This is a genomic window from Halohasta litorea, from assembly GCF_024494645.1.
In the GTDB taxonomy this organism is placed as follows: Archaea; Halobacteriota; Halobacteria; order Halobacteriales; family Haloferacaceae; genus Halohasta; species Halohasta litorea.
In genome coordinates this window covers 91053-103842 of record NZ_JANHDJ010000008.1, presented here as the reverse complement: position 1 = coordinate 103842, position 12790 = coordinate 91053, and the positions used below count along the sequence as shown (strand labels likewise).

Annotated in this window: 16 protein-coding genes and 1 pseudogene; 14 read left to right on the top strand and 3 right to left on the bottom strand. The window is 58.3% G+C overall.

Annotated elements, in window-relative coordinates; genetic code table 11:
- The first annotated feature begins 248 nt into the window (after positions 1-248).
- The 11 genes from NO877_RS17440 to NO877_RS17390 all read left to right on the top strand — a co-directional run bounded on the left by NO877_RS17440 (position 249) and on the right by NO877_RS17390 (position 9452).
- A complete protein-coding gene (locus NO877_RS17440) occupies positions 249-659 on the top strand; it encodes a hypothetical protein (protein ID WP_256397634.1) in 411 nt (136 codons plus the stop codon).
- Positions 660-717: 58 nt separating this feature from the next.
- Positions 718-1974 (top strand): FAD-dependent oxidoreductase, encoded by a 1257-nt coding sequence (locus tag NO877_RS17435; RefSeq protein ID WP_321169432.1) that lies wholly within the window; start codon positions 718-720, stop codon positions 1972-1974.
- Positions 1975-2020: 46 nt separating this feature from the next.
- A complete protein-coding gene (locus NO877_RS17430; protein ID WP_256397633.1) occupies positions 2021-2659 on the top strand; it encodes a helix-turn-helix domain-containing protein in 639 nt (212 codons plus the stop codon).
- A 296-nt stretch (positions 2660-2955) separates the two neighbouring features.
- The gene (locus NO877_RS17425; protein ID WP_256397632.1) at positions 2956-3870 is read left to right on the top strand and encodes an ABC transporter permease subunit; all 915 of its coding nucleotides are present in this window, start codon (positions 2956-2958) and stop codon (positions 3868-3870) included.
- Positions 3867-4616 carry an ABC transporter ATP-binding protein gene (locus NO877_RS17420; protein WP_256397631.1) on the top strand — a complete coding sequence of 250 codons (750 nt, stop codon included), beginning with the start codon at positions 3867-3869 and terminating at the stop codon, positions 4614-4616. Before NO877_RS17425 ends, NO877_RS17420 begins: the two co-directional genes overlap by 4 nt.
- A complete protein-coding gene (locus NO877_RS17415; RefSeq protein ID WP_256397630.1) occupies positions 4613-5179 on the top strand; it encodes a DUF8130 domain-containing protein in 567 nt (188 codons plus the stop codon). The genes NO877_RS17420 and NO877_RS17415 overlap by 4 nt, the downstream gene beginning before the upstream one ends.
- Positions 5180-5285: 106 nt before the next feature.
- Complete coding sequence (locus NO877_RS17410) at positions 5286-6248, top strand: hypothetical protein (protein WP_256397629.1); 963 nt, start codon at positions 5286-5288, stop codon at positions 6246-6248.
- 324 nt (positions 6249-6572) lie between these two features.
- Positions 6573-7613, top strand: coding sequence for a LolA family protein (locus NO877_RS17405; protein ID WP_256397628.1), 1041 nt, complete (start codon positions 6573-6575; stop codon positions 7611-7613).
- 104 nt (positions 7614-7717) lie between these two features.
- On the top strand, positions 7718-8689 hold the full coding sequence (locus NO877_RS17400) for a DUF7847 domain-containing protein (RefSeq protein WP_256397627.1): 972 nt from the start codon (positions 7718-7720) through the stop codon (positions 8687-8689).
- A gap of 86 nt (positions 8690-8775) precedes the next feature.
- Entirely contained in the window at positions 8776-9120 is a 345-nt protein-coding gene (locus NO877_RS17395) for an ArsR/SmtB family transcription factor (protein ID WP_379827591.1), read from the top strand.
- A gap of 2 nt (positions 9121-9122) precedes the next feature.
- A complete protein-coding gene (locus tag NO877_RS17390; RefSeq protein WP_256397625.1) occupies positions 9123-9452 on the top strand; it encodes a DUF7521 family protein in 330 nt (109 codons plus the stop codon).
- Between the two features lie 37 nt (positions 9453-9489).
- Here NO877_RS17390 and NO877_RS17385 read toward each other — a convergent pair.
- Positions 9490-9869, bottom strand: a pseudogene (locus NO877_RS17385) (DUF7983 family protein); the annotation flags it as partial.
- 58 nt (positions 9870-9927) lie between these two features.
- On the opposite strand from NO877_RS17385, the gene NO877_RS17380 reads away from it, so the two are divergent.
- Positions 9928-10548: a hypothetical protein gene (locus tag NO877_RS17380; protein ID WP_256397624.1), complete on the top strand. Its 621-nt coding sequence runs from the start codon at positions 9928-9930 to the stop codon at positions 10546-10548.
- 380 nt (positions 10549-10928) lie between these two features.
- Here the strand turns inward: NO877_RS17380 and NO877_RS17375 are convergent, their stop codons facing one another.
- Entirely contained in the window at positions 10929-11165 is a 237-nt protein-coding gene (locus NO877_RS17375) for a hypothetical protein (protein ID WP_256397623.1), read from the bottom strand.
- Positions 11165-11431 (bottom strand): DUF8030 family protein, encoded by a 267-nt coding sequence (locus NO877_RS17370; protein ID WP_256397622.1) that lies wholly within the window; start codon positions 11429-11431, stop codon positions 11165-11167. Before NO877_RS17370 ends, NO877_RS17375 begins: the two co-directional genes overlap by 1 nt.
- Before the next feature lie 285 nt (positions 11432-11716).
- On the opposite strand from NO877_RS17370, the gene NO877_RS17365 reads away from it, so the two are divergent.
- Both NO877_RS17365 and NO877_RS17360 read left to right on the top strand, forming a co-directional pair.
- On the top strand, positions 11717-12007 hold the full coding sequence (locus tag NO877_RS17365; RefSeq protein ID WP_256397621.1) for a UPF0175 family protein: 291 nt from the start codon (positions 11717-11719) through the stop codon (positions 12005-12007).
- Positions 12008-12520, top strand: coding sequence for a PIN domain-containing protein (locus tag NO877_RS17360; RefSeq protein WP_256397620.1), 513 nt, complete (start codon positions 12008-12010; stop codon positions 12518-12520). It begins immediately after the preceding gene.
- Positions 12521-12790 lie beyond the last annotated feature (270 nt).

The window sequence follows — 12790 nt, the reverse complement described above, 5'->3', positions numbered from 1 at the left end:
TCGCCACCGCCGCTGTTGGAGCGGCTGATCAAGGACGCACAGAAGATCCACAAGCAACGACCGATCTTACAAGAGACGCTCGCTACCGCTACGCAACCGAGGTGTGAGTCTTAACTAAAGACGAATGGTTTCAGGAGTGATCTACGTTTGAACGTCATCGATTCAATGAGAATCACTGGACAGCGGTCAACGTTGACGTGAACATGTATACGTCAACGCTGATTCATTCTGACGGCTAGTCTCCAGTGATGACGACAACAACAGACTTGCACTGGAAACGGATACTTGCAGGCGGGATCGCCCCGCATGCAATCTCGATTACCTTACTCATCGTCGTAATTATCGGCTACACGTTCCTGGTTTCGTTCGCCACAGGCGGCGAGCCGGATCCGGGATCAATGCAGCAGTTCAATACGGTCTCGGGAACCCAGCTTTTCCCCATTGTGACGATCCTCCTCACTGTACCTACTGCAGCGTGGGTCGTCAAGCGTGTCGACTCCCAGACAGCTGTACTCCATGGCCTTGCGGTAGGCATCCTTGCTGGACTCCTCGGACTCGGTTTCGGCGCGCTTGATCTCTTGATGGTGGCTCGCTTCGGGGCGACGGTCCTTGCGGGCGTCCTCGGGGCGAAGCTGGCTCCGGCTTTCTTTAGTGAGTAGGCCGGGCATCCACTCGGCAACATGTTCAGCTGAAGGCTGATAGTGCTATTCGGTCGCTATCCTGTATGAACTCGAAAAGCAAGACCGAATCAAAGCCCCGTCGACCCGCACCAAATCAAACCACAAGGCACAGATCATCGGCTGTGGCGTCGCCGGTCCGGTCGTGGCTCTCTACTTACAGCGGATCGGCATCAAGCCGATAATCTACGAGAGTCACCCCGAGCCACGGGACGACGAGGGTTTTTTCCTCAATCTCGCCGCGAACGGCACCACGGTTCTCGAACCGCTCGGCCTTCGGGAGGCGGTCCTCGAAGCGGGCCACCGCTCGAATCAGCTCGTGTTCCAGAACCACGCGAAAAAACAGCTCGCCGAAAATCCACAGGAGACCGTTCTTATCAAGCGAGGCCTTCTCACCAAGGTTCTCCGAGAAGCCGCCATCGACCACGGAATCACCGTCCAGTTCGGAAAGCGGCTGGTAGACATCGAGATCGCACACGACGAGATGCCAATAGCGCACTTCGACGACGGCACCGAGGTCCATAGCGATTTCCTCGTCGGCTGTGACGGGATACGCTCACAGACTCGTCGCTCGATTCTGCCGAACGCTCCCGACCCTGTGTATACCGGAATCATTGACTCCGGGGGGTTCACGCGAACCGACGCCATTCCGCCTTCCGAGGGCGTCATGCGGATGACCTTCGGCGTGAACGGTTTCTTCGGTTACCAGAAGGTCCCGACTGGCGAGATCTACTGGTTCGAGAACCACGAACGACAGACCGAACCAGGACATGAGGAGCTACAGAGGATCTCGACAGCCGAATGGAAAGCAAGACTCCTCGAACGCCACCGTCGGGATCACGACGAGAGTACCGAGATCATTGAGTCCACAGACGGCGAGATCGGAAAATGGCCGATCTACGACCTGCCATCGCTTCCGACGTGGCACCGAGGGCTGGTTTGTCTCATCGGGGATGCTGCTCACGCGACCTCGCCGCACGTGGGTCAGGGTGCCTCGCTGGCGATGGAGGACGCCATCGTCCTTGCAAAGTGCCTACGCGATGTCGACGAGGTCCCCGATGCGTTTGCGACCTTCGAGGCACTGCGACGCGAGCGTGTCGACGACATCGTCGAACTGTCACGGGAGACGGGCACTCAGAAGGCACCTTCAAACATATTCACGAGGAAGCTGCGTGATCTCGTGCTTCCGTTCTTTCTCAAACGTGGTGTCGACCGCTTCGAACAGATATATTCGTATCGCGTCGACTGGACTGAGCCGATTGGGTCAGTTGACTCGGTCGACCAACGAGCAGGGTGAATATGTTTACCTCCATGCTCATTGTCTCTTCTCTCAAAGGGAATGTATGCCACGTGTACGTCTCAAAGTCGGGCCGATGCCGGATATGGCTGCGATCGCCAACGAATTTCCGAATACGGTGATCCGTTTTCTCTCGAACTATCCCTCTGATGACGGTGTTACGAGCGTCTTGGAGATCCAGACGGAGAATCCTGATCGGTTCGTCGAAGAGACTGCCGACTGGTTTTCGGGTGCCTCGACCGTGCTTCACCAGGATGACGAGACGGTCGTCGTCATGCTTGAGGGCCAGCCACCGAACGGCTATTTTGTCTCCGAGGATATCGAATACCACCCTACTGCCCCCGTTGTGGCTCGCGATGGCTACCTCTTTATCGAGTTCGTGATGCCCGAATCGAAGCTCGCAACGCTTTGGGAATCGCTCGATCAGCGTAACGTCGACTATCAGATCCTTTCGATCACCGACGGCTACGACGTACTCGACTCGCTTACTGGTCGACAGAGAGAAATCCTTGCTGTCGCTGTCGAACGTGGGTATTACGACAGTCCACGCGGCTGTTCGCTGACCGACATCGCCGAAGGGTTCGATGTGAACAAATCAGCGGTCAGTGGTGTCTTACACAGAGCAGAGGGTGAAATCATCAAAAATGCTATCGGAGACCCTCGGGATTCTACGGAAAATCGCTAACACTGTACTGGGTCGTGGGTAAACCCTGTGTCGACCATTCGTCTCAGTAGCCTGGAGTTTCATTCTGTATTTGCGCTCGTTGCGCAATCGGAAATGGATAATCGGAGACCATGAACAGGATTCAATCCTAATTGAACTAATCCTAAGATACACTTTTTTGATGTCTAAATTAGCTAACGAATGTCACAACGTGAACGTCCAACATCAGTTCAGAATGCTTTCTCACTAGCGGAGAACCTTCCCGAACGAACTCAACAGAAGTTTCCACGAGCGTCTCCTCCCCGTAGAGGTGGCGTGTGAGCCCGCTGGCGGGCACACGGCCACGCTGGCTCGCGCTAGCCCGTGAAGAGGCCCGCGGACTGCTGACCGCAAAGGGGCCCTGGATTCTCGCCGGACTCCTCGTCGTGTGGGGCTACCGGCCGACCTACGTCGGCTGGCAGGGGCTCGGCCCGAACCAGACCGTTGGCTTCGTCCAGACCGTCGGCTCGTTTCTCCTCCCGCTGGGTGTACTTCTGTTGAGTTATCGGTCGGTCGTCGGTGAACGGACCTCGGGGAGTCTGAAGTTCGTCCTCGGCCTACCGCTGACCCGGAGCGACATCCTCGTCGGAAAAGTTCTGGGGCGGAGTGCTGGCCTCGCAGTCCCGGTTTCGGCCGCCGCGGTTGTCCTCGGGATAGTCGGCTTCGTCCGGTTCGGGATCTTCTCGCCGCTACTGTTCTGTGGTGTCCTACTAGCGACGCTGTTGTACGTCGTGACGCTCGTCTCGATCGCGACAGCCGTCTCCGCAGTCACGACAAACACCGTGCGGGCGGCTGGTGCCGTCTTTGGCGGCGTCTATCTCTTTTTCACAGTCTTCTGGACTCGGTTCGCTGAACTGATCTATACGTTCCTCGGTGGCCCGTCGACAGGCTCGTTCAGCGCGCCTGCCGACGGGCTGTTTTTCGCACTGCTTCGACTCTCGCCAGGGCGGGCCTACCGCGTCCTGACAAACTGGTTGCTCGGCGTCGGGAACTCCGGGGCGCCCTACGATGCCGTTATCACGAAACTCGAAACCCCGACGAGCATCACTATCTATACCGTCGAGAGCGCCTTCGGTGGACAGACACCGCCAGCCTATCTTCACGAGATTTCGGGGCTGGTCGTCCTTTTGGTTTGGCTGGTTGTGCCGCTCGGCATAGCTCGCTACCAGTTCCAGCGAGGTGATCTGGTATGACCAATCCAGCCATCGAAACCAATGGCCTGACCAAGCAGTACGGCGAGCTAACTGCCCTCGATGCCCTTAATCTAACCGTCGACCGGGGGGAGGTCTACGGCTTCCTCGGTCCAAATGGGGCCGGGAAGTCGACGACCATCGGTCTGCTGATGAACTACAACAAACCCACGAGTGGAACCGCACGCGTACTCGGGTTAGATCCGTGGACAGACGTAGTCGACTGCCACCAGCAGGTCGGCATCCTCCCCGACCGGTTCGATACCTATGACGACCGCTCGGCCCGGCGTCACATCCAACTCGTTGCCGATACCAAACGGGCTGACGACGATCCCGTTGGGCTACTTGAACGGGTCGGTCTGGGCGACGCCGTCGACCGGCCAGCGAGAGAGTTCTCACAAGGGATGGAACAGCGGCTCGCACTCGCGATGAGCCTTGTCGGCGATCCGGAGCTGTTGATTCTCGACGAGCCGTTCACCGGACTCGATCCCCACGGCGTGGCGCTGGTCCGGGACGTCGTCGAATCGGAGTCCGAACGCGGGACGACGGTCTTCTTTTTGAGTCACGTCCTCGGACAGGTCGAACTGGTCTGTGACCGGGTCGGCATCCTTCACCACGGCCAGCTCGTCGACGAGGGGACGCTGTCGGCGTTCCGCGAGCGACTCGATCTCGCAGCCGACGCCACCGTCGAGGACGTCTTCGTCCACCTGACCGATGGGGCAGTCGACAGAGAGGAGACACCACGATGAAGCGACGTCACTATCTGGGAGTCACGACGGCAACGCTGGGTGGTCTCGCTGGGTGTCTGGGCGATCCCGAGTACTCGATCGAGTCGGTGTCGCCGACCGAGACGGCGGGGGCGCTGGCCTTTGAAGTGGCGGCGGTCGACACCGCGATTACGGTCGACAGCCCTGGATCGCTGGATCTGACGCTCCGAAACGACGGCGAGGAGGCTGTCGAACTCAGAACGCCCGGTGTCTGGCCGTTCGGGATGGTCGCGCTGGTTCCAACCGACGGCAGCGAGTTCAGGACGCTCCTGCTTACCGATGGCTACGCCGAGACCGACCGCATCGAGGTGACCGCAAACAGTGCCCATCAGGACAACACCCCTATCGTTCGGGCACTGGCTGCCAGCGAGTCCGTTACGGAGCGATACGTCGTCGACGGCAAGCGCTTGCAGGGCGACGGGACGTACGTACTCGACGGCTACTTCGAGGACGGCCTGTGTTCCTACCGTACCGGTGACAGCGAGTGGTCCGAATTCCGCTCCCGGGTTTCGGTGACCGTCTCGGAGCGGGCGCTGCTGCCCTGATTGTCAAACGTCGAAACCGCGACCGACTCGCCGTCCGTTTCGGTTCTCGGACTCGTATATTCCTCTCGACCATTTTTATTACGTTCACACAATACAACAGAACGAAATGGATGATGCTGCTCGTTTTGGTACGGCTCTCACTCGTCGACGCACGCTCCATGCGGCCGGGGCAACAGCGTTTGCGACGCTTGCTGGCTGTCTGACCAATGATCGATCCGGCTCTCGATCAGCAGTCCAGGAGTACAGCCTCGATATCAATCGTATCGAACGCACTCCTGTCGAGTACGCACTCTACGAACCCGACGATAATCCCCTGTTCGGAGACCCCGCAGAAACCGCGCTTGCGAACGTTCTCCCGGACGGTCGACACACGACATATGGCTATCAACCGGTGCCGAACGACGGCTACATCAAGTACAAGGAGTCGTATTACCAGCTCAAATACGTCGTCACTGGTCGACAGCAGATGGAGCGCCAATTGGTCCGTGTTGATACCGTTCCACAAGAGCAGGTGTCTGACGACGCGATTCTGGTCGAGACACTCGAACGGCCAAGTGCTCGGATCATCAAACTACTGCACTCGTATACACAGAGTGGTGGGGGATCAAGCACTGCAGAGTTACTTCGGGACGATGGGTATGTGTTGCGGCGGCCGAGCGAACGCGAGAGCCGACTCGCAAGCGGTGAGTTAGATGGTCAGGTCATCACGATGACCGACAGCGGAGCCTGGGCCTATCGTGTCGACGTCACTACCGAACAACTCACGGAAACGGCCCATACCGCCTTCGCTGTCGAGGTCGCAGGCTCCCAAAGCGAGTTCCGCGAGGTCGTCTTCGGCTCTCGGATTGACGCTGAACTCGATCCGGACGAGCTGACTGCAGATGCCCGAGAGATCCTCGAAGGGGCGATTGCTGGCGAGCCTTACACGGAGGAGGTGCCATTAACTGCTTCGTTCGAGACACTGCTTGAGGCTCTCGGACTCAGTGCTGTCGACACGGCAGCGAACAGGAAGCTACTGTGGTATGACGACGAACTGTATCGCTATGACTTGTACATCAACACCATGTAGGTGCAGTCTGTGAGGCTACAGCAGATAGTTGTCTCGTACAACAGTTTCTGAAGCTATGAACAGGCGACCCGTCCGTAAACCACAATATCCCAACGTGGGAATCCTCTCCCTTCAGGGCGGGGAGGATGTCAAGGAGTATTCGCTGGCTGTGTATTCATCTGTTGCGCTGGTCACTCATCATCGGCTAACTGTGAGTAGGTCGATACGGTCCTCGGACTGGGACAGTATGCGGAGTCTGAAAATCGATTTCGGTTTTTATCACCCGTCGTCCGGTAGGTGTCGGTGATGGTTACTCGAACCAACAGATCGATTCTTGGAATCGGTATGGCAGTCCTGCTGCTTGTGACGGCGGGGTGTATGGGGCTTGCAACCGGCGATCCCGACCCCGAAAAGATCGCTTCGGAGATCGAAACCCGACACGAGAACATCGATTCGGTAGAGGGCGTACAGGTATCTGAGACGGAATTGGACGGCAAAACCGTCCGCACCACGACCGAAGTCGTCGAAATCCCCGGCGAGGTCTCGAAACGCGTCGTGACCGACTCGGACAGCGAGCGGATGGGAACCGAAGGGTTTGCCACAATAACGAAAGATGGTGTTACACGGACGTACAACCCCGATAAAAACACCGTCACCAAGTTCGAACACGACTCCGAGATCGGCGGCGGCCTCGCTGGGAGTGCGGTAGATGGCGACCAAATCGAACGTATCCTCAACGACAGCAACGTCTCCTACGAGGGGACGGATACGGTTGCGGATCGGGACGTCCACGTAATCCGGATCGACAGCGAGGACGGCCAACCGACTTCGACGGTCACGGCCTACGTCGACCAGGAGTACTGGTATCCGCTCCGGACCGAAACGACGTTCGAATCGTCAGACGGTGAGACAACGACCACCGTCTCCTACTTCGAGAGCGTCGAGTTCAACGGCGACGTGCGTGCAGATGACGTGACACTTGACGTTCCCGAGGATGCGACCGTCGAGGAGTTCGAGGGTCCCGACACCCACCAGTTCGACTCGGCAGCCGCAGTCAAGGAAGCCGCCCCGTTCACTATCGGTGATCCCGACCTCGGCGAGACTTACCAGTTCGAACGCGGGAGCTCGATCACCATGGACGGCCACGTGAGCTACACCCTTACCTACGAGTCGACCGATGCCACGATCCGCTACACCGTCAGCAATCAGAGCGACTACGAGTTGGACGGCGAGCGGATCGATCTGAACGGTACCGAGGGGTATCTCAACGAGTACGGAGAGTCGACGACCGTGCTGTGGGAACAAAACGAGCTCCGGCAGACGATCGGCGGCGATGCCGACCGAGAGATAATCATCGACGCGGCGACCGCTGTGGTCGACGAGTAGCGGACGCTGTCGCCGTCCACGCCCCATTTTTATACCTCCGAAACCAGTTTTCCGAGGCTGAAACTGACGGAGGGGCTTATGGATGTATGTGTCGGAAGGCCGGTATGAGCTTTCGACTCGGATCCGTAGTTACGGACGGATTGCGACTGACGTTTTCCCGCAACGGCGCGGTCTTTGTCGTTCTCACCTGTGTCGCCCAACTGCTGAGCCTCCTGCTCGTCGGTGCGGCGGTAACTCGGCACATCCCGGTGGCAGTCGGCGGGATCGAACCGGTCGAAGGCGTCCCCCTTGCCGGGTCGCTGCCGGCGGTGGCGACGGCCGTCGCAGTCGGGCTGACAACCCTGTTTTCGGCCGTCGTCACAATGCCGATCACGATTATCATGATTCGGACGTTCGTCGACGGGGTGACCGACCGGATACCGGCGGACCACCTGTTTGGACACCTCGGGCGAGCGACCACCCGCGGCATCGCCGTCAGCCTCGTCTCGGGGCTCGCGATCGTGGCGGCGATCATCGGCCCTCTGGCGGCCGAGATCGGCTTCATCATAGTGGTACACGACCTGCTCGGCTCCGGGTGGCTCGGAATTGCCGTGATAGTGGGATCCGGTCTCGTGGCCCTCGGCGTCACGATCGCTGCGACGGTGGTCGTGTGGCTCCATCTACTGTTCGTTCTCCACGAGGTGAGCGTCCGCGGTCGGACCGTCGTCGGCGCGCTCCGCGGCAGTTGGGCGGTCGTCCGTGGCCACCGAGTGCGGGTCGGCGTGCTGGGGGTGTTGCTTGTCGGCCTCCAGCAGACGGTCAGTTCGATCGCAACGCCGAGCCGGCCATTCGATCCGACCGCCGAGGTGACCGCCAGCGCGCTTCCCCAACTGCTCGCGCTGCCGATCGGCGTCGCCGCCGCGGCCTGTATGAGCGTGCTCTCGGCGGCGATCCTCGCGCAGGCCTACGCCGAACTCGTCGACGCCAGCGACGGCCGGAACACTGGGAGCGGTGACGCCACCGGTGGGACTGCCGCCCGCGAGGCTACCGAGACGGCCGACAGGTCGACCGGCACCGACGCCGAACCAGCGCCGTGACCGCCGGCAGTGCGCCATGTGCTGTCGTTTTCACGATGTGAAAACCGCAGTGGGGGTATACGATGCCACGGGAGCGTGAGTCAGTCGTGAGTGAGGAGCTCCCGGTCGAGGAACTGCTGTCGTTTCTCGACGACGAGTACGCCCGGCGGATCCTCATCGAGACGGCGACCGAACCGATGTCGGCAAACGAGCTCGCGGAGGCCTGCGATGCGTCCCTCCCGACGGTCTACCGACGCATCGACCGGCTCACCGAGTACGATCTCATCACCGAACACACCAACCTCGACGACGATGGACACCACTACGGCACGTATGCGGCCACGCTACGCGGAGTCGAAATCGAACTCACCGACGGGGGGCTCAACGTCGACGTCTCCCGGGAACCGAGCGACGCGGCCGACCGCTTCACTGAACTCTGGGAGGACCTCTAAGCATGCTCGGGCGTGAAACGACCCTCTATCTGGTGTTGCTGGCGTCGACGCTGCTAGCGCTGGCGCTAGGGCTGACCATCGTCTTTCAGGCCTACCGGGGCTACCGGCGCAACGACAGCACGCGAATGCTGTATCTGGCCGTCGGCCTCGGATTCGTCACCATCGCCCCGTTCGGCCTCTCGCTGGGGTTCGCGCTGCTGACCCCTTTTGTCCCCAACGCCACCGGGCTACGAGTGTCGGTGCTGCCACTGCTCCGTCGGCTGTTGGAGATCACCGGGCTCGGCCTGATCCTCTACTCGCTGTACAGCCCCCGGCTTGGTGGCTCCGTTTGAACTCCTCTCCCCCGGACGGGGCTCCCGGACCCTCCGGGCGTCGACTGGTTCGCTGGACAGAGACGTACTGACCATGGATGGGTTGGTCGTGGTGGAGGCGGTCGAGGAGAAGCGAGCGAACGTTCTGGTGTAGATCGTCAGCGTTGCGCTGGACATCCGAACAGAGTGTATAGAGATTGACCAGGTCAGAAGTTTCCATCGTCGGAGGTCGGTCGGCACATACCGTTCGAGCGCATCGATCAAGAGCAACGAATCCGAGTACAGTGAGAGATCAGGTTCCTCGCGAGTCGTTTCTTGCTCTTGGCTTTCGACAGTGAGTGGGGCGTCGACAAGCGAGGAAGGAGTCGGAGTATCGGTGTTCCTCAGCACGCCCTCGAGTTGGTCGATCTCGAAGCGTGGATGTACAGAGAGGGTACTTCGAGCGCATTGCTAACATTGTGTCAAGTATTATGTATTGAACGTCGAATATCCAAATATGTCCCTCGCAAGCAGCCGAACAGACGAGATCGAACGCTGGACCGGGAGACTTCTGGGGATCGCTGGTGTAGTACTCCTAGTTGAGTTTGCCAACGGAGTCTACAGAGAATTTCTGGGCGAGATCCCGTTTTCGTGGCTGCTCAGCTCGATTCCGTTCGGTATCGGGTTCGTCTTGATACCATTCGTGTTGTTCAGGTCCTACCAGTCTCTCGTCGACCGCACCCCGACGGCAGCTATCGTCGGCAGTAGTCTCGTGGCAGTACTTCCAGTCGGAGCCATCATCTTGGTAGCATGGGCCGTCTTGGCTCTCACCATTGATTTTGTCCCCGAAGTGAGCATGCTGCCGATTACAGTCAGTACGGTCTTTTTCGGGCTATTGGCCGTATTCGCCGTTGGCATTGCGATGTTCGGATTCACGTTCCTCAGGCACGAACAAACCCGGTTGCTGGGCGGGTCGCTGCTGATTTTTGCGGCGGGGTGGGCTCTCCCGTTGGCCGTCGCAAAACTTTCAGGAGTATATCCAGGATGGCTCGCGGATCTGCTCGTCGTTTCAGTGGCAACGAGTATGATAACGATCGGCTACTGCTTCCCACCGCTTAAACGCGAAAGTGGTTGGTGAAATCAATCGAGTCACAAAACGGTGAACCGCTTCGGGGCCAAGCACCGCGACTTCTGTCTTCCCGCAGTCTAATATAGAGTTCGTGGGGGCGAAGGAACCAAGGGACCGGAGCAACTGTTGACGGATCTATTCGCTAGTCGTGACGATCTCGTCGACGATATCTTCGTCCTGGATGGCCAGGTCGTTCGGGTTCTCGCTCGGCGAGTTCTGTGTCCGGCAGCCGCTCTGATGACTCCCGACTCGGGGGTTCGTACTGCTCCCACCTCTGGGACTTCTGGACGTCATATCGGCAGGCAATCGAGCAGTAGTCTGCGCGTAGTGACGGCGTCAATTGCCCGCACTTAGGACAGTGGCCGTTCGGGTGACCACACGCTCGTCGGTTAGCGAGATCGAATGGTCCCATCATAGACCACCCTCGAAGACAGGGAGCTGGTGTATTGCGCCGACACCGTGGCCGCGGCGGGTGAGTTCCGAGCGGATCTTGCCCAGTCGGTGACGTTTGCAAAGCCGAGCAGCTGTCGACCAATCTTGACTTCACGGAGAAGGTGAGCGTGGTGTTCGGTCCAAACGTCGTAGACGAGCGTGCCGCCGTCGACGTGGTCGTTTTCTCGGAGCATTAGCACTCCAACTCCCGAATCGGCCCCACACGAATGGAATTTGGCTCCTCAACCGCCTCCTGGATGCCTTGCGTTGTCCCGACTGTTTCACGCGACAGTCGATTGATGAGCGCGCTACGCACACGTCGACGACTGAGCAGCGTGTTGTGGCTGCCCAGTCGGTCGTCAGAATACCGCTTTTGGAACCGCTCGCCCGTATCGTCAACGGCGAAAAATCGTGTTCGCTTCTCGCCCCAGATCTCCGATGAAACGTATTCGGCAGCCACTAGTTCGTGGGTGAGCTCGACGAAGGAAGTAATCGAGATCGCGCTCCGATCGTTGGGCAGTCAGTTCGGGATCAGCCCACGGTAGATCGGTCGTATAATCGGTCTGGTTCGGATTCAGTTAATACTGCTGTGGGTTGTATTCAGTCGACATAGTTTGTAGAAGGCGGTTTTGTGCGTCCTCACCCCTCTGGGGTCGATAAAATGCGGAGTCGTAACGAGCACAAACACGGATAGCTCCATATATCGACCGAAGCGTTTGTATACAATGCAAACATAGTAAACACTATGGGGACGATTTCCGCACGAGTGCCAGATGAGTTAGAGACGGAACTCGAGACCTATCTCGAAGACGAGAATCTTGATCGAAGTACAGCAGTTCGGAAACTGCTTTCAGAGAGTCTCAAAGATTGGCGTCGACAACAGGCGCTCGAACAGCTTTCAGAGGGAACGGTGACATTCAGCAAGGCGGCCGAGCTCGCAGAGATGTCTGTCTGGGATTTTGCTCAGCTGGCCGAAGACCACGATATCACGTGGGTAGATGACGAGCATCTCGACGAGGACCTAGAGGCACTCTGAATGTGGGTATTCGATGTAACGCCACTCATCTATCTCGCGAAAGTCGACCAACTCACACTGATCTCACACCTCGACGAGCCGTGTGTCATTCCAGATCGGGTCTATACCGAAGTAGTCGACACAGGCATCGAACAAGGCTATCCGGATGCTCGGCGTATCGAACAAAGCGTCGAAGATGACATGCTCAGCGTGATTTCAGTAGACGACGATGAGTTCTTTTCACGAATTCAACGAAATCCCAAGCTAAGTGATGCTGATGTCGCTGTGTTGGCCTGTGCAGACACACACGACGGTGTGGCCGTGATGGACGAGACATATGGACGCGACATCGCATCGACCGAGGAAATCACGACACGAGGCACTGCGTACCTTGTGCTGTATCTTGCGAGCCAGAACGTCATCAGTGTTGAGAAAGCACGAACAGTGATCGATGCAATGGTAGAGGAGGGCTGGTACTGTTCACCCAACATGTACGCGAAAATCGTACAGAAAATTGATTTGTTTTCAGAGTGATTCGAAGGTTTGTTTGATAGCAAGGTTAGCAACTCGGTCCCAGTCGTCTATCACACATCGGCCTCAGTCGGTGTGGTTCACCAACTTGGATAACGGCCTTCGCAATCACAAGGCTGCGACGTGTCGACTGCCACGGTCCAACGTCACCCGGGTCGAGTTCGATAACGAGATTCTTGGGACTCTCAACATTGCAGAGATCTCGTGCGAACTTGGCGTCTCCGATCAATCAGATTCACCTGGGCTTTACTTAGAATATCAGTGAACTAACCC

Coding starts and splice junctions, on each gene's coding strand:
- NO877_RS17440 (WP_256397634.1), top strand. CDS start 249: ATGACGACAACAACAGACTTGCACTGGAAACGGATACTTGCAGGCGGG.
- NO877_RS17430 (WP_256397633.1), top strand. CDS start 2,021: ATGCCACGTGTACGTCTCAAAGTCGGGCCGATGCCGGATATGGCTGCG.
- NO877_RS17420 (WP_256397631.1), top strand. CDS start 3,867: ATGACCAATCCAGCCATCGAAACCAATGGCCTGACCAAGCAGTACGGC.
- NO877_RS17415 (WP_256397630.1), top strand. CDS start 4,613: ATGAAGCGACGTCACTATCTGGGAGTCACGACGGCAACGCTGGGTGGT.
- NO877_RS17410 (WP_256397629.1), top strand. CDS start 5,286: ATGGATGATGCTGCTCGTTTTGGTACGGCTCTCACTCGTCGACGCACG.
- NO877_RS17405 (WP_256397628.1), top strand. CDS start 6,573: ATGGCAGTCCTGCTGCTTGTGACGGCGGGGTGTATGGGGCTTGCAACC.
- NO877_RS17400 (WP_256397627.1), top strand. CDS start 7,718: ATGAGCTTTCGACTCGGATCCGTAGTTACGGACGGATTGCGACTGACG.
- NO877_RS17390 (WP_256397625.1), top strand. CDS start 9,123: ATGCTCGGGCGTGAAACGACCCTCTATCTGGTGTTGCTGGCGTCGACG.
- NO877_RS17380 (WP_256397624.1), top strand. CDS start 9,928: ATGTCCCTCGCAAGCAGCCGAACAGACGAGATCGAACGCTGGACCGGG.
- NO877_RS17375 (WP_256397623.1), bottom strand. CDS start 11,165: ATGCTCCGAGAAAACGACCACGTCGACGGCGGCACGCTCGTCTACGAC.
- NO877_RS17365 (WP_256397621.1), top strand. CDS start 11,717: ATGGGGACGATTTCCGCACGAGTGCCAGATGAGTTAGAGACGGAACTC.
- NO877_RS17360 (WP_256397620.1), top strand. CDS start 12,008: ATGTGGGTATTCGATGTAACGCCACTCATCTATCTCGCGAAAGTCGAC.